The 26,358-nt window shown below is 60.6% G+C and carries 20 protein-coding genes and 1 pseudogene; 18 read left to right on the top strand and 3 right to left on the bottom strand.

The window, feature by feature from the left end:
* Positions 1–159: 159 nt before the first annotated feature.
* The 3 genes and pseudogenes from AAA069_RS07960 to AAA069_RS07950 all read left to right on the top strand — a co-directional run bounded on the left by AAA069_RS07960 (position 160) and on the right by AAA069_RS07950 (position 2,317).
* Positions 160–1,119, top strand: a complete 960-nt coding sequence (locus AAA069_RS07960) for a 3-hydroxyacyl-CoA dehydrogenase (RefSeq protein WP_349128041.1) — start codon at positions 160–162, stop codon at positions 1,117–1,119.
* A 96-nt stretch (positions 1,120–1,215) separates the two neighbouring features.
* A pseudogene (locus AAA069_RS07955) lies at positions 1,216–1,677 on the top strand (aryl-sulfate sulfotransferase); the annotation flags it as partial.
* 190 nt (positions 1,678–1,867) lie between these two features.
* A complete protein-coding gene (locus tag AAA069_RS07950) occupies positions 1,868–2,317 on the top strand; it encodes a hypothetical protein (RefSeq protein WP_148331245.1) in 450 nt (149 codons plus the stop codon).
* A gap of 126 nt (positions 2,318–2,443) precedes the next feature.
* On the opposite strand, the gene AAA069_RS07945 is transcribed toward AAA069_RS07950, so the two are convergent.
* Complete coding sequence (locus AAA069_RS07945; protein ID WP_343007104.1) at positions 2,444–3,583, bottom strand: DUF389 domain-containing protein; 1,140 nt, start codon at positions 3,581–3,583, stop codon at positions 2,444–2,446.
* Positions 3,584–3,890: 307 nt separating this feature from the next.
* Between AAA069_RS07945 and AAA069_RS07940 the strand changes: the two genes are divergently transcribed.
* Complete coding sequence (locus tag AAA069_RS07940; protein ID WP_349128040.1) at positions 3,891–7,346, top strand: CAP domain-containing protein; 3,456 nt, start codon at positions 3,891–3,893, stop codon at positions 7,344–7,346.
* 200 nt (positions 7,347–7,546) lie between these two features.
* Here AAA069_RS07940 and AAA069_RS07935 read toward each other — a convergent pair whose 3' ends face one another.
* Positions 7,547–9,250, bottom strand: a complete 1,704-nt coding sequence (locus AAA069_RS07935) for an OPT/YSL family transporter (protein WP_349128039.1) — start codon at positions 9,248–9,250, stop codon at positions 7,547–7,549.
* Between the two features lie 192 nt (positions 9,251–9,442).
* On the opposite strand from AAA069_RS07935, the gene AAA069_RS07930 reads away from it, so the two are divergent.
* From AAA069_RS07930 to AAA069_RS07880, 11 genes are all read left to right on the top strand, one after another.
* Positions 9,443–10,294: a type III pantothenate kinase gene (locus AAA069_RS07930; RefSeq protein ID WP_349128038.1), complete on the top strand. Its 852-nt coding sequence runs from the start codon at positions 9,443–9,445 to the stop codon at positions 10,292–10,294.
* A gap of 84 nt (positions 10,295–10,378) precedes the next feature.
* Positions 10,379–10,903 (top strand): dCMP deaminase family protein, encoded by a 525-nt coding sequence (locus AAA069_RS07925; RefSeq protein WP_050766113.1) that lies wholly within the window; start codon positions 10,379–10,381, stop codon positions 10,901–10,903.
* A gap of 171 nt (positions 10,904–11,074) precedes the next feature.
* On the top strand, positions 11,075–11,353 hold the full coding sequence (locus AAA069_RS07920; protein ID WP_035137589.1) for a NifU family protein: 279 nt from the start codon (positions 11,075–11,077) through the stop codon (positions 11,351–11,353).
* 109 nt (positions 11,354–11,462) lie between these two features.
* Positions 11,463–12,284 carry a prolipoprotein diacylglyceryl transferase gene (lgt, locus tag AAA069_RS07915; RefSeq protein ID WP_152068544.1) on the top strand — a complete coding sequence of 274 codons (822 nt, stop codon included), beginning with the start codon at positions 11,463–11,465 and terminating at the stop codon, positions 12,282–12,284.
* Positions 12,285–12,419: 135 nt separating this feature from the next.
* The gene (locus AAA069_RS07910; RefSeq protein WP_349128037.1) at positions 12,420–14,603 is read left to right on the top strand and encodes a DUF6020 family protein; all 2,184 of its coding nucleotides are present in this window, start codon (positions 12,420–12,422) and stop codon (positions 14,601–14,603) included.
* Positions 14,604–14,767: 164 nt separating this feature from the next.
* A complete protein-coding gene (locus tag AAA069_RS07905) occupies positions 14,768–15,574 on the top strand; it encodes a YebC/PmpR family DNA-binding transcriptional regulator (protein ID WP_117734266.1) in 807 nt (268 codons plus the stop codon).
* 166 nt (positions 15,575–15,740) lie between these two features.
* Entirely contained in the window at positions 15,741–16,286 is a 546-nt protein-coding gene (locus tag AAA069_RS07900) for a hypothetical protein (RefSeq protein ID WP_347479801.1), read from the top strand.
* Positions 16,279–16,656 (top strand): DUF2273 domain-containing protein, encoded by a 378-nt coding sequence (locus AAA069_RS07895; protein WP_347479802.1) that lies wholly within the window; start codon positions 16,279–16,281, stop codon positions 16,654–16,656. Before AAA069_RS07900 ends, AAA069_RS07895 begins: the two co-directional genes overlap by 8 nt.
* A gap of 44 nt (positions 16,657–16,700) precedes the next feature.
* Complete coding sequence (locus tag AAA069_RS07890) at positions 16,701–17,222, top strand: Asp23/Gls24 family envelope stress response protein (protein WP_138374888.1); 522 nt, start codon at positions 16,701–16,703, stop codon at positions 17,220–17,222.
* A gap of 208 nt (positions 17,223–17,430) precedes the next feature.
* The gene (locus AAA069_RS07885; RefSeq protein WP_347479803.1) at positions 17,431–18,453 is read left to right on the top strand and encodes a YitT family protein; all 1,023 of its coding nucleotides are present in this window, start codon (positions 17,431–17,433) and stop codon (positions 18,451–18,453) included.
* Between the two features lie 149 nt (positions 18,454–18,602).
* Positions 18,603–19,886 (top strand): zinc-ribbon domain-containing protein, encoded by a 1,284-nt coding sequence (locus AAA069_RS07880; RefSeq protein WP_349128036.1) that lies wholly within the window; start codon positions 18,603–18,605, stop codon positions 19,884–19,886.
* Between the two features lie 131 nt (positions 19,887–20,017).
* Here AAA069_RS07880 and AAA069_RS07875 read toward each other — a convergent pair whose 3' ends face one another.
* Positions 20,018–21,481: a M20 family metallopeptidase gene (locus AAA069_RS07875; protein ID WP_349128035.1), complete on the bottom strand. Its 1,464-nt coding sequence runs from the start codon at positions 21,479–21,481 to the stop codon at positions 20,018–20,020.
* 162 nt (positions 21,482–21,643) lie between these two features.
* Here AAA069_RS07875 and AAA069_RS07870 point away from each other — a divergent pair, with 162 nt between their 5' ends.
* The 3 genes from AAA069_RS07870 to groL all read left to right on the top strand — a co-directional run bounded on the left by AAA069_RS07870 (position 21,644) and on the right by groL (position 26,221).
* Positions 21,644–23,287 (top strand): amidohydrolase, encoded by a 1,644-nt coding sequence (locus AAA069_RS07870; RefSeq protein ID WP_349128034.1) that lies wholly within the window; start codon positions 21,644–21,646, stop codon positions 23,285–23,287.
* A 906-nt stretch (positions 23,288–24,193) separates the two neighbouring features.
* Positions 24,194–24,487: a co-chaperone GroES gene (gene groES / locus AAA069_RS07865; RefSeq protein ID WP_022094351.1), complete on the top strand. Its 294-nt coding sequence runs from the start codon at positions 24,194–24,196 to the stop codon at positions 24,485–24,487.
* A 96-nt stretch (positions 24,488–24,583) separates the two neighbouring features.
* A complete protein-coding gene (gene groL, locus AAA069_RS07860) occupies positions 24,584–26,221 on the top strand; it encodes a chaperonin GroEL (protein WP_022094352.1) in 1,638 nt (545 codons plus the stop codon).
* Positions 26,222–26,358 lie beyond the last annotated feature (137 nt).

The following is a 26,358-nucleotide window of genomic DNA, read 5'->3' as shown; positions in this document are numbered from 1 at the left end:
TAACAGTACGCAATATGCCCTTCAGAACCTTGAGATAATGAACAGATGTAGCCGTTCGCCGCGAAATACTGTCCGTTTATAGAACCCACCCCCGGCGCGTGGCCTCCTTACGGTTGAATAAATACACATCTATGGAATTACGTAAGAGAGGACCGTTCCATGAGCTACAAGACCGTTTGCGTCGCCGGCGGCGGCGTGTTGGGAAGCCAGATTGCCTTGCAGGCTGCCTACTGCGGCTTTGATGTAACGATTTGGCTGCGCAGCGAGGGCAGCATCGGCCGCACCCAGCCCAAGATCGATCATGTGCGCGAGGAGTACATCGCGGCAATCGAGGGTATGGCGGACGGCACGGGCGAGCGGTGCTCCGGTATCGCCGATGGCGGTCAGCCCTTCGACAAAGAGGCGGCACTCGCCGCCGTTGAGCGCGCCTACTCCACACTCAAGCTGGAGCTCGATCTTGCCAAGGCAGTGGCCGACGCCGATTTGGTCATCGAGTCTATGGCTGAGGATACCCAGGCAAAGATTGACTTCTACAAGAAGCTCGCCCCGGTCCTTCCGCAAAAGACCGTCGTCGTGACCAACTCCTCCACGTTACTGCCGAGTACCTTTGCCAAGTACACTGGCCGCCCCGAGAAGTACCTGTCGCTGCACTTTGCCAACTCTATCTGGAAGAACAACTTGACCGAGGTCATGGCACAGGACCAGACCGACAAGCGCTACTTCGATGAACTCGTCGACTTTGCCAACGACATCCGTATGCTGGCGTTGCCCGTCAACAAGGAAAAGAACGGTTATCTGCTCAACTCCATGTTGGTACCGTGGCTGCTTTCGGGCCTTGATCTGTACGTCTCGGGCGTGAGCGATCCCAAGAGCATCGACCTCGCGTGGACGCGTGGCACCGGCGCTCCCAAGGGCCCGTTCCGCGTATTCGACACGGTGGGTATCCAGACGGCCTACAACATCGTCATGCAGTATCAGAAGGTGCCGGGCCTGGTGAGCCCGCTGCTCAAGAAGATGATGATGCCCTACAACTTTAAGGCTATGGCCTCCGTCCTCAAGAAAATGCTCGACGAAGGCAAGCTGGGCGAAAGCTCGGGCGAGGGCTTCTTCAAGTACTAAGAACGATCCCTCGGGGTCGGAGGAAAACGGATCATTTTCGGCCGCCAGCAGTGAGAAGATGGACCCAGAAATAGAAAGGAGTGGCAATGGGCTGGCTCGGGCTTTGAAGACAAGTTATTGCAGGCCCAGGGCGATTTCTCGCTCAATGCAGGCCAGCACAGCGTGACGTATCTGCCGAGTTCTGACACGGCAGCGACTGGTCGCTACCAGATGCTGCTATACGACAACAACTTTGGTGCGGCCGAGAGCTACCCCAAGTTCGACTGGGGCCAGCTGGGCACCGCGGTGGTGACCGACTACAGCCGCGGCTCGCATTCGTTTGGGCGCATCTTTACGGTAGACGAGACCGCACGCACCTACGAGCTTGTGGACCAGATCGCGGTGCCGTTCTCGGGCTACGTCAGCAGTGCGCAGCGCGTCGGCGATTCGAATAGTATGCTCGTGGCATCGGGCCAGGCCAAGACCTTTGCCGAGTACGATCGCTATGGACTGCCCATCGCCGCCTACGAAATGGAAGCCGAGAAGTACATCTACCGCGTGTACAAGTACGAGCTGTAGGGCCGCGCTTAGGTTTGACCAATGGAGTATGAAAACACGCCGTTTGCCGATGCCCCCTCCGCGAGTGGCAGCCATATGGTTTGATGTCAGAAGCAGATAGTTGTCGTCAGCCTGCTGGCGACGTTCCCCCTGACATCGGAGGTTCCAGGTATGTTTCGCGCTCCGTTAAACAACTATCGGTTGGGCTAACATGGGTCGCCGTGCTATTTCGATAACCCTTGCAGTGGTCTGCCTGGCTGTGCTCCTGGGCGCTACAGGGCTGTTTGCTATAAGCCGAGAAACGTCCTATATGCAGGAATGCGCTTCCGAAGGGTTTGCCATTGACGGTTACTATCGGGACGACAAGACGAGTCTGGAAACCCTGGCCTTTCTTGAAGAGGATAACCATCGGTGGCAACTGGTCGACAAAGACGGCAGCTGCGTTGACGGGCAGTTTAAGCGTACGGATGACCCCAACATCCTGATATTAAAGAAGGAAAACGGCGAAGAATTCGGTACGATTCACGTTGCGTATATATCGCGCCGGCGCGATCAGGGCCAGCTCTATCTATTTAGAGATAGCAAAGTGACCCGATTTTATCTGGTGAGCACCAAACCTGCGTTTACGGTGGAGTCTGGCGATGTCGATCTGGACAGTTGATTCACAGCAATAAAACAGCGAGCGGGGCGCGGGTGTGAACTGCACCCCGCTATTTGCTCGTGTCCGTATCGCACCTGCGCCTCGTCGTAACTTGCGTCCGTGCGAGCATTCATCCCGCGCTCTGCATCACTTCACATCGAACTCCACGCGATCGAGTTCGGGCACGTTGAGGTCGATGAGCTTGCGGGCGACGTGGCGGTCGTGCGTTCCGAGCGCCTCGCTCGTTGTCACATGGGCGACAGTTTGGCGCTCGACGATGCCCTCCTCGTCGCCTTCGGTGGCCGAGGTCTCGACGGCGACGGTGTAATCCTTAAAGCCCGGCAGCACCGCGGCAAGCTCGCGTGTGGTCTCGGTGACGCCGTAGCCGTCCTGCACGCCGGCCTGCGCCGAGCCAATGGAACCCGCGGTCATAACGATGCAGGGGATGGCAAAGATCACCGTGCCCACAATAATGCGGCGGCGCACTTTGCGTGACAGCTCGTTGACCTCAGCGTTTTCCTCGGCGGTCACAATGCCGTCGCCGTTGAGGTCGCGCTTGAGCGGCACACGCAAAAGAAGCAGCACGGCTTCGGCGGCCAGTGCGATAAAGACCACGTTGATGCCAAACTCGTAGAGCGCCGAGAGAAACAGCGACCCGCTTGCGATGGCGATGCCATAGCCCGCCGCGCACAGGGGCGGCATGAGCGCGGTCGCCACGGCCACGCCGGCGATGAGCGTGGCGGGTTCCTGGTCGCGCGAGTTGCCCAGGCCACCCGCAAAGCCGCCCGCGAGCGCGACGGCAAGGTCCCATATGGTGGGTGTCGAGTTGTCGATGATGGCCGCCGTGGTGGTGCCAAGGGGCGAGAGCTTAAAGTACAGCGTGGACGTGACCAGGCAAAAGACCATCTGCAGTGCGAGGCTGGCAATGGCCTCGACGGTGATCTCGCGGTCGAGCGTTGCAATACCGTATGCCATGGCAAGGACCGAGCCCATAAGCGGGCAGATGAGCATGGCGCCCACGATGGCAATGTCCGAATCGATATCGAGGCCGATGCTTGCGATGAGCATGGCGATGATGAGGATACACAGGTGAGAGCCAGTCAGACGCGCCCCGTTTACAAAACGCTTGCGGATCACGTGATAGGGCGCGCGTCCCTCGCGAATGTTGAACGCGCGCTTTAAAAAGCGACCAGCCTGCTCGGCAGCCTCACTATGGGCAGGGCGGATGCCGTGGCGCCGGTGATGGCGTTCGCGTAGTCGCTTGATCTGTTGTTTGTCGAGTTCCATGTCCACCTCGTTCCAGCGCGGTCCGCGCAACGCGCCCGTTGTCCTAACTCTACACCGTGGCGGGCGGGGTGTCTGTTGGATGCGGAATCCGATAGGGCGGATGACGCGGGAGCAAATGCAAATCACAGGCTCAATTCCATCCCGCGAGAATATGATGCACCAGTTCCTTCAAATGTGACGAAACTGTGAAGCACGAGAGCGTGAATTTCAAAAAATACGCTGGTCGCCAATGTTGCGCAACAGAATTCAAAAATCGACAGCTACCGTTTGATACGTATGGATACATCCGTGTCAAAGGGAGAAAGCCATGGCAAACTACAGTCCACAACACTTTGAGCCTCGGGCCAAGGCCGTCAACGTCAAGGGCGTTGCCAACCGCGCCGTCGCAACCGTTTTGACGGCGGGCCTCATCGCTCAGCCGCTCATGTCGCCGCTGGCGGCAATCGCCGCACCGTCAACCGATAACGGCGATTCTGTTCAGGGGGGGGGTAGTTCTGTAGAGAATACCGTTGCCGCCGGTAACCAAGCGGTCGTAAAGACGGCTGCCCAGCTGGCCGAGGAGTCGGCAAAGCAGCTCAAGGACGCTCAGGCCGCCTACGATGCCGCCCAGAAGAAGGCCGACGCGGCGGGCCAGTCTCAAAAGCAGGCGCAGCAGCAAAAGAATCAGGCCTCGCAGGCTGTGAGCGACAACGAAATCGAGCAGAACGCAGCAGAAGTCGCCGCGCTCCAGGAGAAGATTGACGAGCTCAAAGCCGCCGTCGAAAAGACCGAGCAGCAGCAGAAGAAGCTGGGCGACCTGAACGATCAGCTCGATCAAGCCAACAAGAGTGTCGAGGATAAGACCCAGGCGCTCAAGGACGCCAAGGCAAAGCAGGATGAGGCCAAGAAGGCCCTCGATGATGCCCAGGCCAAGCTCGAGGCCATGGGTATGGACGAGTACGAGGCCGCCAAGAAGGCCGTCGAGGACGCGCAGACAAAGCTCGATGACGCCAATAAGGCAGTTGCTACTGCACAGGCCAATCTGGACCAGGCCAAGGCTGCCGAGGCTAGCGCTCAGCAGGAAAAGAAGGACACTGAGGCCGCTCTGACTTCCGCCCAGGCCAAGAAGCAGGAGACTGCCGCTGCGCTCGCAGCCGCAACCACCGCGCGCGATAACGCCCAGCAGAAGTTCAACCAGGCGCAGGCCGCGCTCGATGCTGCCGTCTCGGGTACGGGTGTCGACCTGAGTGCGCTTGAGGCCGCCAAGAAAGCTGCTGCTGGTGAGCTCAAGACCGCGCAGACGGAGCTCAATGCCGCGACGGATGCCGACGCCACCGCACAGACAAATCTGCAGGCCGCCCAGGCTGCCGTCGCTGCCGCGCAGGAGAAGGCCAACGCCGCCAACGCTGCTGTGGCATCTGCCCAGTCTGCATACGATGCGGCAAACAAGGAGTACAAGGACGCGGCCAGTAAGCGTGACACCGCCAAGGCCGCATACGAGAAGGCACAGCAGACCGAAGCAGACAAGAAGACCGCGTACGATAAGCTTGTCGAAGTTCGCAAGCAGAAGCGCGGCGAGTGGGAGGCAGCCTGCGCCGCTTCGAACGCCGCGGAAAAGGCTTATGACGCTGCTAATGCCCAGGTTGAGGCTCTTGAGCAGCAGATTGCAGACCTAAAGTCCAACATGACCGTTGACCAGGAAGTCATCAGTCAGGGTATGTTCGGCTTCATGAACTACATCATCGGCGGCAGCCAGTTCACAGCCACGCAGAAAAAGAACGCCCAGGACGCCGTATCGATGCTGACAGGTGCCGATGACAAGGCCGAATGGTATGACCAGTACGTCGATCAGGACATGTCTCGCGACACCAACCCGCTTTCCCTGGAGCAGATGCGCAACGCCCTGACATATCTTGACACCCAGAACAACCTCCGCAAGGCGAACGGCCAGTCGGCACTCAGCGTCAGCCTCCGCATGACTGTGGCGGCAGCTCTTAATACATCATATTCATCGAACATCTGGGGACACTCGAACTGCTATTTCGACAACGGGGAAAACCTTGCCGGCGGAGGCGGCGCATATACCGGCGGCGAGACCGAGGATACACTCGGTTGGCCCTACACCGGCCTCTACACACAGGAGAAGGAGGCATTCGATAAGTACGTCGCGCAGTATGGCGACGAACTCGGCAGCCACCGATATGATTCCTATTACATCTACCAGAACTACAACAGCATCTATCACGAGTGCGGGCATTATCTCAACATCATCGATTCCGCCACGGAAGCCATCGGTATCGCGACCGGTAGCGGTAAGAACACCGATTCCGAGGTAACCATCTTCGATTACAGCGCTGATAGCACTCAGGCTGATTTCACTGTCTCCGAGTTCAAGAAGCTCCTCAACGACTACATCGATTCCGCCTACAACGCAGGCGGTACGCAGGAGCAGAAGGCGCAGCTCAAGGAGCTTCAGGGCAAGCTCGCCGAGGCGCAGAAGAACTTTGGAACTACTAGGGTAGCTTACTTCGCAGCTGTAAACGGGCAGGATGCCGCCCAGGACGCTTTCACCGCAGCCGATGTGAACATGAACACCGCAAAGGGCGAGTACGAGAAGGCCAAGTCCGGCACCGCCGCCGCGAAGACGGCATACGACGCAGCGAAGGACGCACTCGGCGGAATCGACATCGAGTCCCTCAAGCAGAATCTCGATGCCGCCAAGTCCGAGGCCGCTACTGCCCAGGCGGCTCTCGATAAGGCAAACGCCACGCTTGCTGACAGCAAGACGAAGGCAGCCGAGGCCGCTGCTCGAAAGGCGAAGGCTCGCAGCGCCCGCGATGCCGCCAAGGCAAAGTCCGAACAGGCCAATGAGGCGTATGGCAACGCCACGGCTTCGGTCAAGGACCTTGCTGCCAAGCGCGATGCCGCCCAGGCGGACCTTGCGAATAAGCAGGGCTCGCTTGACGAGGCAAAGAAGGCCGACGATGCCGCCCAGGCTGGTGTAGACAAGGCCCAGGCCGCAGATGTCCAGGCCGCGACTGCTCTTTTGGACGCCAAGCAGGCGGTTGCCGCCAAGGCGCAGGCCCTGTCCGACGCACAGGCGAAGGCCAAGGCCGCCGAGGGCGAGCTGGCTACCGCGAACAAGGCCTTCGAGCGCTTCGCCGGCGCCCAGAAGGCGGTCGACGACGCCAAGGCCGCCTATGACGCTGCCGTCGCCGGTGTCGCCGATGCCCAGAAGCAGCTCGAGGCCGCCAACGAAGCCGTCGTCGATGCGAACTTCGAGATCGTCAAGGCCAAGGCCGAGCTTGCCAGCGATGAGGCACTCAAGGCCGATCTTGAGGCTGTCGACCACAAGGCCTCTCTTGCCGCGGGCACGACGGGTAACGAGAAGCTGGTCAAGCTGAACGCTGCCTACGCTCGCTATAAGGCCGCCGTCGATGCCGCTGCTGGTCTCAAGGCTGCTCTGAGCGATGCCGATGCCAAACTGTCCGATGCCAACGACGCTTATGCCGCCGCGCTTGCCGAGCTTGGCGATGCCAAGGATGCCCTGGCTGCCGCACAGGCCGAGTACGACAAGTATCATCCCAAGGCTGAGCCGCAGGCCAAGCCTCAGGTTGCGCAGGCTGCTGCAAAGGCTCCTGTCGCCAAGAAGAAGGCAACGTCGGCCGCGCTCGCCCAGACTGGCGACAATTCCGCTCTTGCGGGCGAGGTGTTCGTCATCGGCGGTATCACCCTCGTGGCCGCTGGTGTGACGTTGAGCGATCGTCGTCGCAAGCAGATGTAGCGTTTCGAGCGTAGTTTCTGCAACGAACTTCAATTCATAACGGGACCGTCTCGTTAGCCAAACGATAAGGCCGGCGCGCTGTTAAACGCAGCGCGCCGGCCTTTCTTTGTTTCGATATCAAAAAGCCCGGTCAGCAGCCGCAAAAGCTACCGACCGGGCAAGCCGTAGGCAATATGGTTGCTGTCGAGCAGCTGCTCGACTTAGCCCAGCAGGCTTAAGCCCACGGAGACAAACGCCAGGATAACGCCGACGATGGACTCGCCACCGAGCAGGCCGCTGGCGACAACCAGGCCCTGTTCCTGGAAGGCGGCGTCCTTGGCAGCCCTCTCCTCGTCAGAAAGACCGGCGGTGGCGTCGCGGTGGGCGGACCACTTGTCGTAGGCGAGTTTGACGCAGGAGCCCAGGAATGCCGTGAGTGACATGTAGAACGGCAGGTACACGCCCAGGCCAATCATCATGGCCGGAATGCCGAGCCAGTACATGACGATGCCGGCGATAAAGCCGCCAACGAACCACGGCACGCTCGGGATGCCCGAGACCATGGTGGCGACAACGCTTGCCTGCGCGGCAACAAAGCTCTTGTCGGGGCCAAAGGCGTCCGGGCCATAGGCGGTGACGAGCGCGACCATGACGGCTGCGGCGACCAGGGCGCCCACGATGCCGCCGATGGCCTGGCCGACCCACTGTGCACGCGGGTTGGTGCCCAGCACGGCGCCGGCCTTAAAGTCGTTCATGACGTCGCCCGCAAGGCCGCACGCCACGGCTACGATGCCGGCGATAAAGAACAGCTTGACCTGAGCGATCTGTGCGAAGGCAGCCACGATGAGCATAACGATGAGGCCAAAGATCTCCATGGGGTCGATGCCCGTCTGGCCGCAGCTCTGTGCGCTCATGATGGTGGTGACAAAGGTGAACAGCGTGACGATGACGGCCGGAACGGGGCCAAGGTCGAGCACGATGGCGATGATCACGGCGATGGCGGCAGCGCCCAGGCCGATGATACCGGCGTCGAGCTTAAGGGAGCCCGAGATGAGCGACTGCTCGTCGGTGTCGGTGGAGCTGTCGGCGGCAAGACCGCGGACGATACCGGCGACCTGCGGCAAGATGTCCTTGAGGACGACGGCGACGCCAAAGCCCATCATGAGGCCCATGCCTAGGGACTTGACGATACCCTGCGCAGTCACAACGTCGAACAGACCGGCAGCGGTGCCACCCACGATGATGCCAAAGTTGCCCAGCAGCGCGCCGGCAAACCAGAAGGCGACGGGAGCGAAGCCCACGAGGAAGCCGACGGAGAGCAGCATGGGCGAGTTGTAGATGCCAAAGGTCACGCCGGGGATGTTGAGCGTGCACAGCATGCTGGGCACCACGCCCAGGGCGTCGCGCAGCACGCTATAGATGCCGGCGATGGCCATGGAACCAAAGAGCTGCTTGCCGGTCTTGCCGCCGGCTTCGGTAGCACGCAGCGTCTGAGCTGCGGCGTTGCCGGTGGGGAACTCAAGCGCGGCGTCCACGATAAAGTGACGGTGGATGAGCGCGGTGGCCAGCAGGCCCAGGATGGTGCCGGCGAGTGCCACGATAAACATGTCGAGCCAGCTGATCTGGTCGGCATAGCCCAGCATCCAGGCGCCCGGGATGGTAAACGCCAGACCGCCGGCGACCATGGCGCCTGCGGACATGATGGTGTGGGTGACGTTGGCCTCGTTGAGACTGGCGTTGCCCATGAGCTTAAGGAAGAACAGCGAGATGACGGCAGCGAAGACGATCGGCCAGGGGAGTGCGCCCATCTTGAGGGCGGTGTAGGCCGAGCTTGCCGTGATAATCACGCAGCCAAGGACGCCGATGACGACGCCGCGCAGCGTGAGTTGCCCGCGCATCGAAGCGCGGTTCGAGGGATTGCTCATATAAAACTCCTTTGCGTATATCCGCTTCCCCCGGGAGCGCCGCTACGGATACGGCGCGGGAAGTCGGGTTACCAAGGGCCGCCGCGTGAGCTCGCGCGCGACCGCGCACCAGTATAGCCGTAAGCTAGTCATTTTGGGATGACTGGTTTAGGTAGGCGATATACTGCTGGGCAGACGAAAGGAGCGCCGACGATGCTTAATGGGTGCGCATATATATTGACGGTCGACGTGGGTAACACGTTCATTCGCTTTGGTCTGTTTGCCGAGGATTCGGCCGCGGCGCAGGAATGCCCGCTTGCGACGTGCGAGATCACGACGCCATCGAGCATTACGGCCGACGAAGCGCGTATGCGTCTCGCTCAAGTCATGGCCGCGCTGGCGGCCGATGCGGGCATGCCGGGTGCGCTCGTTCCCGCAGCTGCAGTGCTGAGTTGCGTGGTGCCGGCGCTCGAGCGCCCGTGGAAGGCGGCGCTTTCCCGCACCTGCACAGGACGCGTGCTCACCGTGGGGCCGGGCCTCAAGACCGGCATGCCCGTACACTACGACGATCCGGCCGAGATCGGCCCCGACCGCATCGCCGACGCTGTGGCGGCACGCGCCGTCTACGGCTCTCCCTGCATCGTGATCGACCTGGGTACGACGACCAATATTGAGGTCATCGACGCGTGCGGAACCTTTGTGGGCGGCGTCATCGCGCCGGGTCTGGCGCTCGGTGCCCGGTCGCTTTCGGCCGCTGCGGCGCGTTTGCCTCAGGTCGAGCCTTCGGCGCCCACGCATGTGATTGGCCGCAACACGCGTGAGGCCATGCGCTCGGGCGTGGTTCTGGGCGAGGTGGCCCGCATCGACGGCATGCTCGATATGGTGCTCGCCGAGATGCGCGCGACCAAGGCCGCGGGGGAGGGCGACGTGCCCATCGTCATTACCGGCGACGATGCCGAGGCGCTCGCGTTGCTGGTCGGCCATAGCCTGACGGTCGACGACGCGCTGACGTTGCGGGGTCTCGCCGAGCTCTACCACATCAACCAAAAGCCCCGCCGCGTGTAAAGGTGAGGGCGCCGGTGGGACAAACGCCCCCACCTTTCACCTGCTACAATGGGTCAAACTATTGCGATTACGGAGGTGTCTGCCATGTCGGACGATCTTCATCAAACTTCGTCAGGCAAGCGCCTGGACGTCATTAGCTGGGACGAGTTCTTTATGAGCGTGGCCATCGCCGCGCAGCGCCGCAGCAAGGACCCCAACACGCAGGTGGGTGCGTGCATCGCCAACACCAACCACCGCATCCTTTCGGTGGGCTACAACGGTACACCCTCGGCGCTCAACGACGACTTTTTTCCGTGGGGTACGAGCGACGACCCACTGCAGGACAAGCACAACTACGTGGTCCATGCCGAGGCCAATGCCGTGCTCAACTACCGTGGCTCGCTCAAGGACCTCGAGGGTTCCACGGTCTACGTCACGCTGTTCCCGTGCCACGACTGCGCCAAGATTTTGGCTCAGGTGGGCGTGGGCGAGGTCGTCTACCTGGACAACAAGTACGCCGACACCGATGACGGCCGTATCAGCCGCCGCATTCTCGACTCCTGTGGCATCAGCTACCGCCAGGTTATCGTCGATGTTCAGATTGGTACCGGGGGACAGGCTCGGCAGTAATATGCGTTGTCGATATCTGACGACGAACGCAGTTAAAAGAGTCCCGTCCCAAATTGACTACTCATGAAAGTCGCGTCTGCGCGCATGGACGGCTCGTGAGCGGGTACACGGCTGTAGTAACATAGCTTCTGTCCGCGGGCGCGCCCGCGTAATTGTGAGAAAGGAGCCCCTGTGGCTGTTAACGAAGAGCTGCTTAAGAAGGTTCTTGAAGAGATTCGCCCCAACCTGCAGGCCGATGGCGGCGATATGGAGTATGTGGGCGTTGACGACGAGGGCGTCGTCAAACTGGAGCTGCAGGGCGCTTGCGCCGGCTGCCCCATGAGCTCGCTGACCCTGTCCATGGGTATTGAGCGCATCCTGAAGGAGCATGTGCCCGGCGTTACCCGAGTTGAGCAGGTCAATGCCTCCGGCGAGGCCGAGGACCTGTACGACGAGTACGCGCCGTTCTAAGCTGCGAAAGCTGCGGACGGCATACTCCGCATAGACGTTACGCCCAAATATGCGGCTGCGAGCGCAAGGCCCGCGGCCGCATTTGTATGTAGGGAGTAGGAGGGTCGACATGCTCAACGACTTCTACCATATGCTTGATCCCGTCGCGATTTCGGCGGGGCCTATCACGATTTACTGGTATGGTCTGGCCTATGTGGTCGGCGCCCTGCTCACGGCGGTTGTCATGTACCGCACGCAGCGTCGCTGGGGTTTTAACATCACGATTGATGACCTGACGAGTGTCGTGGTCGGCGTGGTTTTTGGCCTCATTATCGGTGCGCGCCTGTTCTACGTCGTCTTTTACGGTGATGGCTACTACTGGGCGCACCCGCTCGAGATCTTTGCCACCAACGAGGGCGGCATGAGCTTCCACGGCGGTTTGGTGGGCGGCATTATCGGCGGCATCATCGTATGCCGCATGTATAAGCTCGACGCATGGACTTTGGCAGACCTTGCCGTCATAGGCGCGCCGCTGGCCTTGTGCCTGGGCCGTTGTGCCAACTTTGTCAACGGCGAGCTGTGGGGCAAGCCGACCGATCTGCCCTGGGGCGTGATCTTTGGCGGCACCGCGGGCGATATGCCGCGCCATCCCTCCCAGCTCTACGAGGCATTCCTCGAGGGTATTGTGCTCTTTTGCATTCTGCAGGTGCTCAGCCGCAAAAAGCCGCTACTGCCCCAAGGCACGTTTATGGGCGTCTTTGTGATGGGTTACGGCATCGTCCGCTTCCTCATTGAGTTTGTGCGCGTGCCCGATGCCCAGCTGGGCTATCTGCTGGGCGGCGTCATCACCATGGGTCAGCTGCTGAGCCTGCCGCTCGTAATCGCGGGCCTGGCGCTCATCATCTTTGCTCGTCGCCGCAACCAGCCCCAGCGCATCTACCTCGACGCTTAACCACCAAAAAGTGAACAGGCACCTTTGTGGTGGTTTGCTGGGCAACGATGACAGAACCGTAACGTTTCCCCAGATAAAACCTGCCAAAATAAACCTGTCCCTTTTTTGCAGGTTTCTAGAAAGGCTCTTTGGACTGTGAAGGATTCCGATCTCTCCACAACGGCTGCGCGCGACGCTGCCCGCATCGTCTGGTTTAAGCGCTACCCCGCCAAGCAGACGCTCATCGCATTTTTGCTCGCGCTGTTGGCGACCACGGCGTTTTCCATCGACCCCTCCCCGGTGTCGAGCAACGCAGTCTTGGCGATTGACCCCAAAGCCTCGGGCATGCTGTACGTGTGCTACGAGGTGCTCCTCTCGTTTGCCGGCCATACCGACGCGGTCATGCTGCTTGCACTTGCCTGCCTGCTCACCTTGCCGTTTCGCTACGTGTTCTTTGGCCGTGGCGACACCTGGCGTCCATCGATCATTCTGCCGTCGCTGTTCTTCGCCATCTGCATGGTGTTCGGCCGCAGCTACGACCTCACCGACTCGGCCGAGATTGTCCTTGGCGACAAAGCTCGCATCATCTGCGCCTGGATTGGCGGCGCGGGCTGGATGCTCTTGGCGGTCGTTGCCTTCTACCTTGCCTTTGAGTGTCTAGATTGGCTGAGCACTCGGCGCATTCCGTTTTCCGAGGTGCACTTTGGCCGCGTATGGCGTGTGACTCACGCCGTGCTCTCGGTCCATCCCTTTGCCGGGCCCTTCCTGGTGCTTATGATCGCCTGGGCGCCCACGCTCATCGCTTCGCTGCCTGGCCTTTTTATGGGAGATACGGGCGCGCAGATTCGCCAGTGGTTCAACTATCCCAACGGCACGAGCGACTACTTGCGTCTGCTCAATCCTAATGTGTTGCTCAACGGGCATCATCCCGTAGTGCACACGGCCATTATCGGCTCGTGCGTTCAGCTGGGGCTTTCGATGTTCAACAGCGCTAACGCGGGCCTCATCATCTATACCTGCGCTCAATTTGTCATTACGGCCGCCTGCATGGCCTATTCCATTTCATCGCTGCGCAAACTGGGCGTGAGCCTGCCGGTTCGCGGTGCGATCCTGCTGTTCTTTGCGTTTATGCCGATGTTCTCTAACTACGCGGCGCTGCTCACCAAAGACGTGCTCTTTGCCGATGCGTTCTTGGTGCTGCTGGTACAGACCGTTAAGCTCGTGGCATGTGGCTTGCCCCGTCGTGATGCCAATGTCGAGCGAGCGGGCGAGAAAGCCCCCGTGCTCTTTGCGCGCCACGACTGGCTGCTGCTCGCTCTGGGCGCCATGGGTTCCACGTTTCTGCGCAACGGCGGCCTGTTGTTTCCCCTGGCGGCATGCGTAATCGCGGCGGCGTTTTGCGTATGGGACGTGCATGTGGCTCGTCGTGCAGCCAAGCAGACTGGTGCTGCGCCTTCGGGCGCCATCCCGCGCTTCCGCTGGGTTGGCGTTCTCGCGGTGCTCGCGCTCTGCCTTGCCTCTAATATGTACTTCACCAAGGTCTTTATGCCGGCGCACGACATCACGCCTGGTTCCAAGCGCGAAATCCTTTCGATTCCGTTCCAGCAGACGGCTCGTTTCGTCCAAAAGCACGACGGCCTCAACTCGGGCGTCAACCCTACGGTTAAGGAGGACGGCACCATCGTGGAGGCTCCTTGCGACGGCTTGGTGGCCGATGAGGAACGCGCCGTGATCGACCGGGTGCTCAAGTACGAGAATCTGGGCCGCCGTTACAACCCGGATAAGTCGGACGCCGTTAAAAATTGCTTTAACGAGTACGCCTCGCAGGAGGACATCAAGGCCTATTTTGAGGTGTGGGCTCAGATGTTCAAAAAGGATCCCGAGTGCTATATCTCGGCGCTCATCAATAACTACTACGGCTACTTTTATCCGAGTGCCCGCGATGCGTGGGTCTACAGCACGGCGCGCAGTGCCGAGATCATGGCAAAGCCCGATAACCTCAAGTACTTCGACTTCCATCCGGTTGACAGCAACGTGGTGCGCTGGTGCGACCACCTGATCAATTTGTACCGTGTGGCGGTGCAGCGTGTTCCCTTTATCTCGCTCACCATGAGCTCGGCCACCTATGTGTGGATCATGATCGCCGTGGTGGTCTACCTGCTGCGTCGTCATTCATGGCGTGCGCTGGCGATCTGGGTGCCGCTGTTGGGTGTGCTCGCCGTGTGCCTGATTGGCCCGTGCAACGGCTCAACCTACATGCGCTACCTGTATCCGGTTATCGCCTGCATGCCCTTTGCCATCGGCGCCACCGTCACCCGCAGCGACTTCCTCTGGTTCTAACTTGGTGCATTGGGGTCAGGTTTCTTTGCGCCAAAGGGGCCATCATCACGACGCCTCCATTTTGGGGTTTATCTCGCAGGCCAGTAGGTATATCATAACGACGTTTGTTTATATTGCCCGAGCATCTGCGCTGGGCTTTAGGTCGAAACCGATAGGAGACACGTATGTCCGGACACTCTAAGTGGGCCACAACCAAGCATCGTAAGGGCGCGCAGGACGCCAAGCGTTCCGCCCTCTTCTCCAAGCTCAGCCGCAACATCACCGTTGCTGCCCGTCTCGGCGGTGACCCGCTGCCCGAGAACAACGCCAGCCTCGCCGCTGCCGTTGCCAAGGCCAAGGCTCAGTCCATGCCTAAGGACAAGATCAAGTCCGCTATCGACAAGGCTTTTGGTTCGGGTGCTGACGCCGCCGTCTACGAGAACATCGTGTACGAGGGCTACGGTCCCGCCGGTGTCGCCGTCTACGTCGACTGCCTGACCGACAACCGCAACCGTACCGCCGCTGATGTCCGTTCCGCCTTCTCCCACGCTGGTGGCAACCTGGGCACCTCCGGCTCCGTCGCCTTCCAGTTTGAGCGCAAGGGCCAGATCGTCGTCGCCAAGGAGATCCTGGACGAGAACGCCAAGAAGGAGACCATGATCGCCAACGGTGCTGCCGGTGACGAGGATGAGTTCATGATGGCCATCGCCGAGGCCGGTGGCGAGGACTACGAGGACGCCGGCGAGGAGTGGATCGTCTGGACTGCTGCCAACGACGTTATGGCTGTCTCCAAGGCGCTCGAGGAGCAGGGCGTCCAGGTCAAGGGCTCCGAGACCACCATGGTCCCGACCACCCCGACCGAGGTTTCTGGCGCCGATGCCAAGAAGGTTCAGCGCCTCATCGACCGTCTTGAGGAGCTCGACGACGTCCAGGATGTTTACAGCACCATGGACATGACCGACGAGGTCATCGCTGCCCTCGAGGAGGAGTAGCGCCCGCACGGGTTAAGCCGTGCATATCTGGGCATAATGAAGCGAGCATGCAAGCCTCGTGGAATAGATGAGCCGGATCCGCGTGCGTAGAGCACCGGACCCGGCTCTTTTATAATGATGCGAACCGTTTTGCATTTCGAGAGCCGAGATTTGAAGGGAGCGCCACGTGCGCGTACTCAAACGAGCCCTAGCGATTGTGTATCTTGCCGCCGCCATCGTGGCGCTGGGTACGCTTGTCTGCCAGTTTTGGGGGCCGTATACGTATCGCTTTATGCTGCTGATGCGCGACCCCATGCCGCGCATTGTCGTGACGGCATGCGGCGGAGTTGTGGCGATCGGCGTGCTGGTAAGCTTCTTCCGCCTGATGTTTGCTCGTCGTGAGCCGTCCTGCGTGCATCCGGCGGGGGAGCGCAATATCGAGGTCACGCTCGCGGCGCTTTCTTCGTGCGCCAGGGTTGCTGCCGAGCGCGACGACCGCGTGATGATCGAGCGCGTCGAGGCGCGCGTACAGGGCTCCGACGAATCGCGCGTCTGTTTTAAGGTCGACGCCATCGCGCTTGACGATAAGGATGTGGCGTCTCTGGCTACTGCGATGCAGCAACGTATCGAGGAGGCCTGCGACACCATGCTCGGCACGCCGGGTACGATCGCACGCGTTCGTTTTTTGCCGTCCAAGACTACCGTCCAGACCGTGGAGGTTTCCGGTGAGTGATACCAATCAAGACAAGACCGTCCGCACCCCGCGTCTGACTATCGATCAGAGCGCCGTGCCGGCAGGCGAGGCCGTCGATCCCAAGGTGGAGGGTACCGAGTCGCATGACGCGGTCGCCGATGATTTTGATGAGGCCATGGGTCTCATCAAGGGTACGGGGGCAGCCATCTGGAGCTATGCCGTCCGTCATCCCAACACCACGCTTGGAGCCGTCGCTGGTTTTGTGCTCGCCGTGCTGGTGCTCACGCTCGGCCTGTGGGACACGCTCGTCATCGCATTCTTTGTGCTGATCGGCGCCGTGATCGGCCAGATTCGCGACGGCGAGAACGGTATCGTCAACTTCTTCGGCCGTCTGTTTAGCGGCCGCTAATACGTATTCGACTGTCGCATCCGCGGCAGGCATAAGGAGGAACCATGGCTTTTAATACGAAGGTCGATGTGGCCGATACCGAGCTCGAGGAGAACGAGGCGGCCGTCGCCGAAGCCGAGGATGTGACGCTCGAGGATGAGGCGCTCGTCGAGGCCGAGTCCGCCGATGACGCGGACGAGGATGATGAGGAAACAGACGAGTCCGAGGACTCGCTGACCTATTCCAACGGTGTGATCGAGAAGATCGTTGCCATGGCCACCCGCGAGGTTCCGCACGTTTTGGGCATGAAGGGTAACCTCATGCACTTTGTGCAGGAGCAGTTTGGTGCCGAGAATCTGACCAAGGGCGTGACGGTCGAGGTCACCGATGACAATCGCGTGGTCGTCAACATCTCCGTCATCATCGAGTACGGCGCCTATGCGCCCGCGATCTTCGACGATGTCAAGGCACGTGTCACCGAGCGCCTTGCCGCGATGACCGGCCTTGAGGTGGCGGGCGTCAACCTGCGTATCGAGGACGTCATCACCCCCGAGGAGTACGAGCACCGCACCAGCCAGCACGAATAACCTTCCAAAAAGGGACAGGTTTGTTTTGGCAGGTTTTATCTGCGAAAACGTTAAACGGCCGACCGCGCAAGCAAAAGCGTGGCCGGCCGTTATTTGTATGCCCCCCGATGTAGGCATACCGCTCGTCTAACTAGGGGTTGCAATCGTCGCGTTCCGCGTTACCCTAATGGGCGCATTGTTTCCAAATTGTTAACGAGGGGTTGCCGTAATGGCTGACGAGCACGAAACAGAAAGCAAGGCATGGGCGATTGAGGCCGCCGCGGCAGAGGCGGCATCGCGTGCTGCCGAGGAGATGCATCGTCCTCCCGTGGTGCCGATGGAGCGCGTGGTTGATCGCACCGATATCGAGCGCGGCGAGCGTGCCGGCCAAAAGCGCAGCCAGGAGCCGGGCTTCCCGCGCTTTTTTGCCGAGCTCAATCTGGGCCTGATTCTTACGGCCTTTGCCATCGTTGCGTTTAAAACCCCTAATCACTTTGCTTTTGGCGGCACCTCGGGCGTGTCGGTCATTCTGTCCACGCTGTTCCCGACCCTGCCCGTCGGCGTCTTTATGTGGATTATCAACGCGGTTCTCGTCGTTTTGGGCTTTATCTTTTTGGAGCGCAAGGCAATCCTGTGGAGCGTCTTCGCCTCGTTTGCGCTGTCCGCCTATGTTTCGCTGTTTGAGCTCTTTATTCCGACCGATGTCTCTCTGACGGGTGATATGTGGCTCGACCTGTGCTTTGCCGTGATCCTGCCGGCGCTCGGCAGCGCTATTGTCTTTGATATTGGCGCCTCGACGGGCGGCACGGACATTCTTGCCATGATCCTCAAGCGCCGCACGACGCTCGAGATTGGCCGCGCGCTGCTGTTGGTTGATATCGGCATCGTGGCCATCGCGGCCTTTTTGTATGGCCCGCGTGTCGGTCTGTATTGTGTGCTCGGCCTGTTTGCCAAGACGCTTGTGGTCGACAAAGCCATTGAGAGCATTCACCTGCGCAAAGTCTGCACGGTCATTTGCTCCGAGCCCCTTAAGGTCGAGGAGTTTATCGTCAAGCATCTCAACCGTACGGCGACCATCAGTCGCGGCTACGGTGCCTTCTCGGGCAAGTGCGTGACGGTGATCATGAGCGTGCTGAGCCGTCGCGAGGCCGTGCAGCTGCGCCGTTATGCGCGCGAGGTCGATCCGGGTGCCTTTATCACGATCGTCGACAGCTCCGAGATTGTCGGCAAGGGCTTCCGCGGAACGAACTAGCACAGACGTATTCAACGAACCGCCTGCTGGCGCCGTGTATCTTGCAAATCGGTCATCTTTGAGTATTTGACCCCACATTGGGCAATAATGATGCTAAAGACATCGTTTGCGATCCAAGTGATTTGTTCAAGATACGAAGGGATGATTCTATGTTCTGCTCGCAGTGTGGCGCCCCCATGGGCGATAACGACAAGTTCTGCGGCGTGTGTGGTGCTCCTAATGCCGGTGCCGCTGGCCCCGCTCCCCAGGGACAGCCTCAGCCCCAGCAGTTTGTTCCGCAACCGCCCGTGGCGAATGCGCCAAAGGGCTGTGTGGCTCAGGCGTTCCAAGATATGACCAAGACTCCGGGTGTGCTTCAGCGTGTATGCCAAATCGCGTTTTTGCCGGCGCTGATTTGCGTTGTGTCGGTGCTCGTGTTGTTTATTCCCGTTATTGGCGGCATTGCGGCTGCCATCGGCTTTTTGGCAGCTTGCATTGCGAGCGTGTGCGGTTCCGGCTTTGGCATCGAGTGGGGTCGCGATCTGTCGCTTAAGATCGATGACGGCATGGATCGTCCGCTGATGCGTTCCGCGTCGTTTGGTCTCGGAGTCTTTTCGAGCGTTATTTCGGTCGTGCTCGAGGTTATCGCTGCCATTCCCGTTATCGGTGTAGTGCTTTCGCTGGTGGAGGGCGTGGTAATTGGCGCTGCGGGCTCGTATTCTTATTACGGCTCTTATGCGCTCGAGGCTGCGCTGTTTGGCTCGCTTGGCCTGCTTGTCCTGGCGCTAATTGCCTCGGCGATTCTGGGTGTCTTCTTTAAGATGTTCGCCGACATCGCCGTGATGCACTTTGCGGTGACCGGGCGTGTCGAGAGCGCGTTTTCGCTCGATAAGGTCTGGGCGGCGTTTAAGCACAACAAGACCAAGCTGTTCTGTGCTTCGTTCCTTCCCGAGTTTTTGACGGGCCTGGTCGCCAACGTTGTCACATGGATCTTGACGGTCGTCTTTGGCGCCATTGCCTCTGTCGGTATGTATAGCTACTACTATCGTCCTACGGGTATTGAGGCAATCGTTACCGGCGGTGGCGTCACGCTCGCGCTGTTCTTGGTGCTGGTCGCTTTTGTCACCGTATTTCTTACGGTCTTTGGCAAGATGCTCAAGCACCGTGCCGTTGGCTATTGGGCCGCACGCTATGCAAGCGAGTGGGCCGACGAGGATAAGGACGACGTCCTGACTTTTGTATTGCCCTTCGAGAAGAAGTCCGCTGCTTCGGGTTACAGCGCTCCGGATGCCGAGCCCGCACCTGCACCCGCTCCCGCGACCGAGCCTGAGCCGGCGCCCGAGCCTGAGACGGCATCTGAGTCCGAGCCTGCACCTGAGCCTGAGCCTGAGCCGGCACCTGCACCTGAGCCGGCGTCCGAGCCAAGCTCCGACGAGGAGCCTCAGGACGAGTAGCCACGCCGCCTGCTATTTGGGGACGGGGTAGAAATAGTAGAAATAGCGCTTGAAGAATGAGCGGGGGCGGACGTTTCGATACGTCCGCCCCCGCTCTGCTTTAGCCAGGCTGTTATGGATGGGTGTGACGACTACTCGTCGTGCTTCTCCTCGCGGCGTGCAGCAGCGCGTGCGTCGTGGATGCCCTTGATCGCGGCATGGCGAGCCGTTCGGGCATCATGGATGGCGTCGCGAGCCTCGGCGGTCGTCGCCTTGGCAGAGCGCAACTTGGCGGCCAGATCGGGGTTGGTTTCGGCGACCGCGGTAATCGCGGGGCCGTCGAGCTCCTCTTGCGTGGGCTCGGCCAAAAAGTCGATAGCATACTGGGCGGCCACCATGGAGCCCTTTGCCAGCACGGTCTCGTCGATCTTGTAGAAGCAGGAATGCTGGGCGTACGTGGCGCCAATCTTGGGGTTGCGCGTACCTACAAAGGCGAGCACGCCCGGTACGCGACGCAGGTACTCCGAAAAATCCTCGCCCGAAAGCGTGCCGCAATAATGGCCTTGGCCGGTGGGGCCCAGGCACTTGATTACAGCCTGACGGCAGCGCTCGCTCGAGGCGGCGTCGTTTTCGACCTTGTAGTTGGCGATGGTGTAGTCGGTGAGCTCTGCCTCGGCGCCCAGAGCTGCCGCGGTATGCTCCACGATGCGGCGCATGAGCTCCGGCATTTCCTCGTGGGTCGAATCGCCGTAGGTGCGCACTGTGCCGGCGAGGTAGGCCGTGCCGGCGATAACGTTGCGCGCGGTGCCGCCGTGTAGCTCGCCGACGGTGATGACGGCCGGCTCGTAGGGGCTGATTTCGCGCGAGACGATGGTCTGCAGGGCGTTGACAATTTCGGCGGCAACCATGACGGCGTCGTGACCTCGCTGGGGCATGGCGCCATGGCACGAGGTGCCGCGGACGTCGATGCGGAACCAGTCGGTATTGGCCATGCGCGGACCGGGCTCGCAGCTCACGGTGCCGGCGTCGACCTCACTCCAGATGTGCGCGGCGTAGGCGCCATCGACGCCGTCGAGCACACCCGTGCCGATCATGAGCTTAGCGCCCTGGCCGTTTTCCTCGCTGGGCTGGAATACGATGCGGACTTCGCCGTGGATGTCGTCGGTCATATGGCGCAGGATTTGCAGCGTTCCGAGCATCATGGCGATATGGCAGTCGTGGCCGCAGGCGTGCATGCAGCCCTCGTTGACGCTGGCGAACTCCTCGCCGGTCTGCTCGGTGACGGGCAGGGCGTCGATGTCGGCGCGCAGCAGGATGCGGCGGCGTGGCGTGCCGTCCTCGCGGTAGGCATCCGGCGCGGTACCGCGAAGCGTTGCCACCAAGCCGGTCTTGAGCGGACGCTCGTAGGGGATATTCATGGCGTCGAGCTGGTTGGCGATGTCGGAGGTCGTGCGCTCCTCGGCAAGGCTCAGCTCCGGGTGCTTATGGAAGTGCCGGCGCTGCTTGATGATATATGGTTCAAACTCGGTAGCGATATCTTTGATGGCTGCGGTGACGTCGTCAGCCGCGCGAGCCTCGGTCGCCGCCATAATCTGCTGTGCCTTGGTCTTCGTCATGGTCGATTTGCTCCTTGCTGGGTTGATCGCAAAATCGTACAGGCTCTCTCCAGTATGCCACCTGCCGCTAGGGCTGGTAAAGTTGCCGTTTGCCGCTTGGGGTTTTGTTACAAGGGCGGGGGAGTACACTCGGGGGTGTTGAATTTCCTGCCAGAGATGGGGATGCCCATGCAACATATCGATCGGATTATCCGCTCCAAGAACGTTTTTACCGCCCAAGACGGCATCGATACCGCCCGCGAGCTGGCGATTGCCATCGCAGGCGACCGTATCGTCGCAGTCGGTGCGCCCGATGACGTGATCGCCGCCGCTCCCGCCGCCACGTCGGTTATCGACTGCGGCGAGCAGTTTGTCTGCCCCGGTTTCCATGACGCTCATCTGCACTTCTTCCATACCTCGGTCGGTTCCTCGCCGTACATGCTCATGGATATGGGCACGTCCGAGGCGGCGCTGGTGCAACATGCGCTCGAGTTTTCCCAGGACCTGCCCGACGACGCTTGGGTTGTGACGCAGGGCTGGCGCGACTACCGTTGGGACCCGCCCGAGCATCCTACCAAGGCGTCGCTCGATGCGGCATTCCCCGATCGTCCCTGTGTTATGTATTCGGGTGACGGGCACACGCTGTGGCTCAACACCCGCGCACTCGATGCACTCGGCGTCACGCGCGACAGCGAGCCACCAGCGGGCGGTAGCTACGACAAGGACGCAAACGGCGAGCTCACGGGTATTGCTCACGAGGCGGCTGCCATGCAGCTGCTACCGCGCTGCCTTGAGTGGCTGGGCGAGGATCGCATCGCAAGCGCTTACGCCGATCAAATGAGGCGGATGGCCGAGCAGGGCATCACCTCGATATGCGATATGTCGCTCATGCCCATGCCGGGCTGCGATTTTATCCGCGACGACGTCTATGACAAGCTGCAGGCAGCCGGCAAGTTGGGCATCCGAGCCCATCTGTTCCCCACGCTGCTGGATGACCAGTCGCGCCTGGAAGAGCTGCAGGCACGTTACGCGAACAACGCGCTGCTCTCGGCGCCAGGCTTTAAGCAGTTCTTCGACGGTGTGTCGAGCGAACACACGGCCTATCTCACCGAGCCCTATACCAACCCGCGCTTCCCGGGCGATCAGGGCCGTCTGACGGTTCCGGCTGAGCGCATGCGCAAACTGGTTCTGGCGGCCGCGGAGCGCGGTCACACCGTGCGCATCCACGTCATTGGTGACGGTGCGATTCATGCCGCGCTGGATATCTTCGAGGAGGCCGCCGACCTGTACGGCCTGCCCCAGCACGGCCATAACACGCTCGAGCACCTGGAGAACCTCTTGCCCGAGGACATCGATCGTCTACGCAAGCTTAACGTCGTTGCCTCGAGCCAGCCCTGTCACATTACACTCGACCCGGGCGGCCCCGAGCGCGATCTGGGCCTGGAACGCAGCCGCATCATGTGGCCGTTTGCGACCTATAAGCAGCGCGGCATCCGCCAAGCCTTCGGTACCGACAGCCCTATCACGCCCGTTACCAGCATGAACGTGCTCTACACGGCTATTACGCGCCAGGACCCCAAAAGCCACTGGCCCGAGGACGGCTGGTTACCGAGCGAGCGCATCGATGCGGCAACGGCCCTGCGCAACTACACGCTTGGCAGCGCGTACGCAGCTGGCGACGAGCAAAACCTCGGCAGCTTGGAGCCCGGCAAGTATGCCGACCTGGTAGTCCTGGACCAAAACCCGCTCACCATCGACCCCCAAGAACTCCAAGCCACCAAAGTCCAAGCCACCTACCTGGCAGGTAACTTGATTTACGAGCGCTAAGTATTCATGCCGTACCGTTAAGCGCGGCTCGGGCAGCCTTTTTGGGATAGCGCTCGAGCCGCGTTTGCGTTTTGGTGGGGATCCGCCATGAGCGTCCCTGCTCTGTTGGATTTGGGTGCGGGGCGGAGGTGCTGCTGCCCCGCGCTCAATTTGGACACCAGCAATGCTATCTCTTGGTGTTTTGCATACTTCCCATTACAGATTGCATAAAAAGGCTGGGATATCCTTCCTGATCCTGATGTACCCCCGCCCGTGCCGTGCAAAAAACGGAGTATTCAGCACCGCGAGCTCTGCCGGTGCCGCTGCAGTCGGGCGGCATTGCGGAGATCGACGTCATTTGGGGTCCGGTGCGGCGCGAGGCATGCCTTTTTGTCTTGACGGGGTTCGCCTGCCGACTCAAATCGCCGGTCGAAGGCGTCCTTGGGACCAATATGGTGTGTCTGGCGCGTATGCAGCCGTCCTGGTCTGCTGAAAACTCCCAAAAATGCACGATGCTCCCTAGGGGACCCGTGCTCGCAGCGAAAATCATGCCCATGTCGCTATCCGCATCGCCATTTTGCTGCACTGACTTTTCTGAATGCCGGGCCCTAGTTAGTCAACCTGGCTCCCGGGGCGGACCGGAGGGCATGAAGTTTGTCGCGAGTTCCGCACGCAAAGGAAAGCACTTAATGTGCTTTCCGTCTTGCGCAGGACTGTAGAGCAGCAAACTTCATGCCATCCGGTCCGCCCCGGGAGCCACTGCTAAGTTATCCCCCGGCATTCAGAAAATCTAAGTGCCAAAAAATAAGATTTTTTGACTCCGTGTTGTATAACCCGCCATTCGTGGGTACCATTCAACGCGTACGCAAACAAAAAAGGGTTAATTCGCGTGGTATAACCGCGCGGCCCAAAAAGGAGGAGACAAGCATGTCGTCTTTGAAGCCGCTTGCAGATCGTGTTCTGGTCAAGCCCGACGAGGCCGAGCAGAAGACCGCTTCTGGTCTGTATATTGCCAGCAACGCTCAGGAGAAGCCGCAGCGTGGCACCATCGTTGCCGTGGGCGCCGGCAAGGTCAACGACAAGGGTGAGCGCATCCCCATGGACGTCAAGGTTGGCGACGTTGTCATCTACGGTAAGTTCGGTGGCAACGAGGTCAAGGTCGACGGCGAGAAGTATCTGCTGATGCGCGCCGACGACATCTACGCCGTCGTCGAGGCCTAGTCTCGTCAGAATCTCTGATTCGTCTTTGAACGCGCCCGCCGCATAGGACTCGGAAGCGGCGACGCGAGTCACATTTCTTTTGGAGGATTACCTACCATGGCAAAGAACATTACGTTCAACACCGATGCCCGCGCTAAGCTTGCCAAGGGCGTCAACACTCTGGCCGACGCCGTTACCGTCACCATGGGCCCCAAGGGTCGCTACGTTGCGCTGCAGCGCACGTTCGGTGCCCCGACCATCACCAACGACGGCGTTTCCGTCGCCAAGGAGATCGAGCTCGAGGATAACATCGAGAACATGGGTGCTCAGCTGGTGAAGGAGGTCGCTACCAAGACCAACGACACCGTGGGTGACGGCACCACCACCGCAACCCTGCTCGCCCAGGCCATCGTCAACGACGGTCTGCGCAACGTCGCCGCTGGCGCTAACCCGCTGGCCATCCGTCGCGGCATCGACAAGGCCGTCAACGCCGCCGTCGCCGAGATGAAGAAGCAGGCCAAGCCGGTCGAGACCAAGGAGCAGATCGCTTCCGTCGGTACCATCTCCGCCGGTGACCCCGAGGTCGGCGAGAAGATCGCCGAGGCTATGGAGGTCGTGGGCAAGGACGGCGTCATCACCGTCGAGGATTCCCAGACGTTCGACATCACCATCGACACCGTCGAGGGCATGCAGTTTGATAAGGGCTATGTCTCCGCTTACTTCGTCACGGACAACGACCGCATGGAGGCCGTGATGAAGGATCCGTACATCCTCATCACCGACCAGAAGATCTCCAGCGTTCAGGACATCATGCCCGTTCTCGAGGCTGTCCAGCGCGCTGGCCGTGGCCTGCTCATCATCGCTGAGGACATCGACGGCGAGGCTCTGCCGACCCTGGTCCTCAACAAGATCCGTGGCGCCCTCAACGTCTGCGCCGTCAAGGCCCCGGGCTACGGCGATCGCCGCAAGCGCATCCTCGAGGACATCGCCGTCCTCACCGGTGGCCAGGCTGCCCTGGACGAGCTGGGCGTGAAGGTCGCTGACATCACCGCCGATATGCTCGGTACCGCTAAGTCCGTCACCATCTCCAAGGACAACACCGTCGTCGTCGGCGGCGCTGGCTCCAAGGAGGCCATCGATGCTCGTATCGCTCAGATCAAGGGTGAGATGGAGAACACCACCTCTGACTTCGACCGTGAGAAGCTCCAGGAGCGCCTGGCCAAGCTCTCCGGTGGCGTTGCCGTCATCAAGGTCGGCGCTGCTACCGAGTCTGAGCTCAAGGAGATCAAGCACCGCGTCGAGGACGCCCTGCAGGCAACCCGCGCTGCTGTTGAGGAGGGCATTGTCGCCGGTGGCGGCGTCGCCTTCATGGACGCTGCTCCTGCGCTCGACGCCGTTGAACTCGACGACCCCGAGGAGAAGATCGGTGTCGACATCGTCAAGAAGGCTCTGACTGCTCCGGTTGCTACCATCGCCAAGAACGCTGGCTTTGAGGGCGCTGTCGTGGTCGACAAGGTTGCCGAGCTGCCCGCCGGCCAGGGTCTCAACTCTGCCAACGGCGAGTGGGGCGACATGATCGAGATGGGCGTCCTCGACCCCGTCAAGGTCAGCCGCGTCACCCTGCAGAACGCTGCTTCTGTCGCCAGCCTGATCCTCATCACCGAGGCCACCGTCTCCGATGTGCCCAAGAACACTCAGCTTGAGGACGCTATCGCTGCTGCTACCGCTGGTCAGCAGGGCGGCGGTATGTACTAAGGCCGACAAGGTCTAGAACTCCCACCGGGAATCCGGGGGCGTGACGGGGGCTTCTCTCCGGAACGTCCTCGGACATGCAAAGAGGCTCCGCATCGCGCTTCGCGCTGCGGAGCCTCTTTGCGTCCTGACGCTCCTAT

The organism is Collinsella sp. CLA-SR-H006, assembly GCF_040097075.1.
GTDB lineage: Bacteria > Actinomycetota > Coriobacteriia > Coriobacteriales > Coriobacteriaceae > Collinsella.
Note: the sequence above shows the minus strand (reverse complement) of the source record. Positions and strands in the feature narration are given on the sequence as shown.

What these genes read in the sequence shown, in the direction of transcription:
- AAA069_RS07875 (WP_349128035.1), bottom strand. Translation starts at nt 21,481, where the DNA reads ATGACGAAGACCAAGGCACAGCAGATTATGGCGGCGACCGAGGCTCGC.
- AAA069_RS07940 (WP_349128040.1), top strand. Translation starts at nt 3,891, where the DNA reads ATGGCAAACTACAGTCCACAACACTTTGAGCCTCGGGCCAAGGCCGTC.
- AAA069_RS07945 (WP_343007104.1), bottom strand. Translation starts at nt 3,583, where the DNA reads ATGGAACTCGACAAACAACAGATCAAGCGACTACGCGAACGCCATCAC.
- AAA069_RS07930 (WP_349128038.1), top strand. Translation starts at nt 9,443, where the DNA reads ATGCTTAATGGGTGCGCATATATATTGACGGTCGACGTGGGTAACACG.
- groES (WP_022094351.1), top strand. Translation starts at nt 24,194, where the DNA reads ATGTCGTCTTTGAAGCCGCTTGCAGATCGTGTTCTGGTCAAGCCCGAC.
- AAA069_RS07950 (WP_148331245.1), top strand. Translation starts at nt 1,868, where the DNA reads ATGGGTCGCCGTGCTATTTCGATAACCCTTGCAGTGGTCTGCCTGGCT.
- AAA069_RS07890 (WP_138374888.1), top strand. Translation starts at nt 16,701, where the DNA reads ATGGCTTTTAATACGAAGGTCGATGTGGCCGATACCGAGCTCGAGGAG.
- AAA069_RS07960 (WP_349128041.1), top strand. Translation starts at nt 160, where the DNA reads ATGAGCTACAAGACCGTTTGCGTCGCCGGCGGCGGCGTGTTGGGAAGC.
- AAA069_RS07905 (WP_117734266.1), top strand. Translation starts at nt 14,768, where the DNA reads ATGTCCGGACACTCTAAGTGGGCCACAACCAAGCATCGTAAGGGCGCG.
- AAA069_RS07885 (WP_347479803.1), top strand. Translation starts at nt 17,431, where the DNA reads ATGGCTGACGAGCACGAAACAGAAAGCAAGGCATGGGCGATTGAGGCC.
- AAA069_RS07870 (WP_349128034.1), top strand. Translation starts at nt 21,644, where the DNA reads ATGCCCATGCAACATATCGATCGGATTATCCGCTCCAAGAACGTTTTT.
- AAA069_RS07935 (WP_349128039.1), bottom strand. Translation starts at nt 9,250, where the DNA reads ATGAGCAATCCCTCGAACCGCGCTTCGATGCGCGGGCAACTCACGCTG.
- AAA069_RS07880 (WP_349128036.1), top strand. Translation starts at nt 18,603, where the DNA reads ATGTTCTGCTCGCAGTGTGGCGCCCCCATGGGCGATAACGACAAGTTC.
- AAA069_RS07925 (WP_050766113.1), top strand. Translation starts at nt 10,379, where the DNA reads ATGTCGGACGATCTTCATCAAACTTCGTCAGGCAAGCGCCTGGACGTC.
- groL (WP_022094352.1), top strand. Translation starts at nt 24,584, where the DNA reads ATGGCAAAGAACATTACGTTCAACACCGATGCCCGCGCTAAGCTTGCC.
- lgt (WP_152068544.1), top strand. Translation starts at nt 11,463, where the DNA reads ATGCTCAACGACTTCTACCATATGCTTGATCCCGTCGCGATTTCGGCG.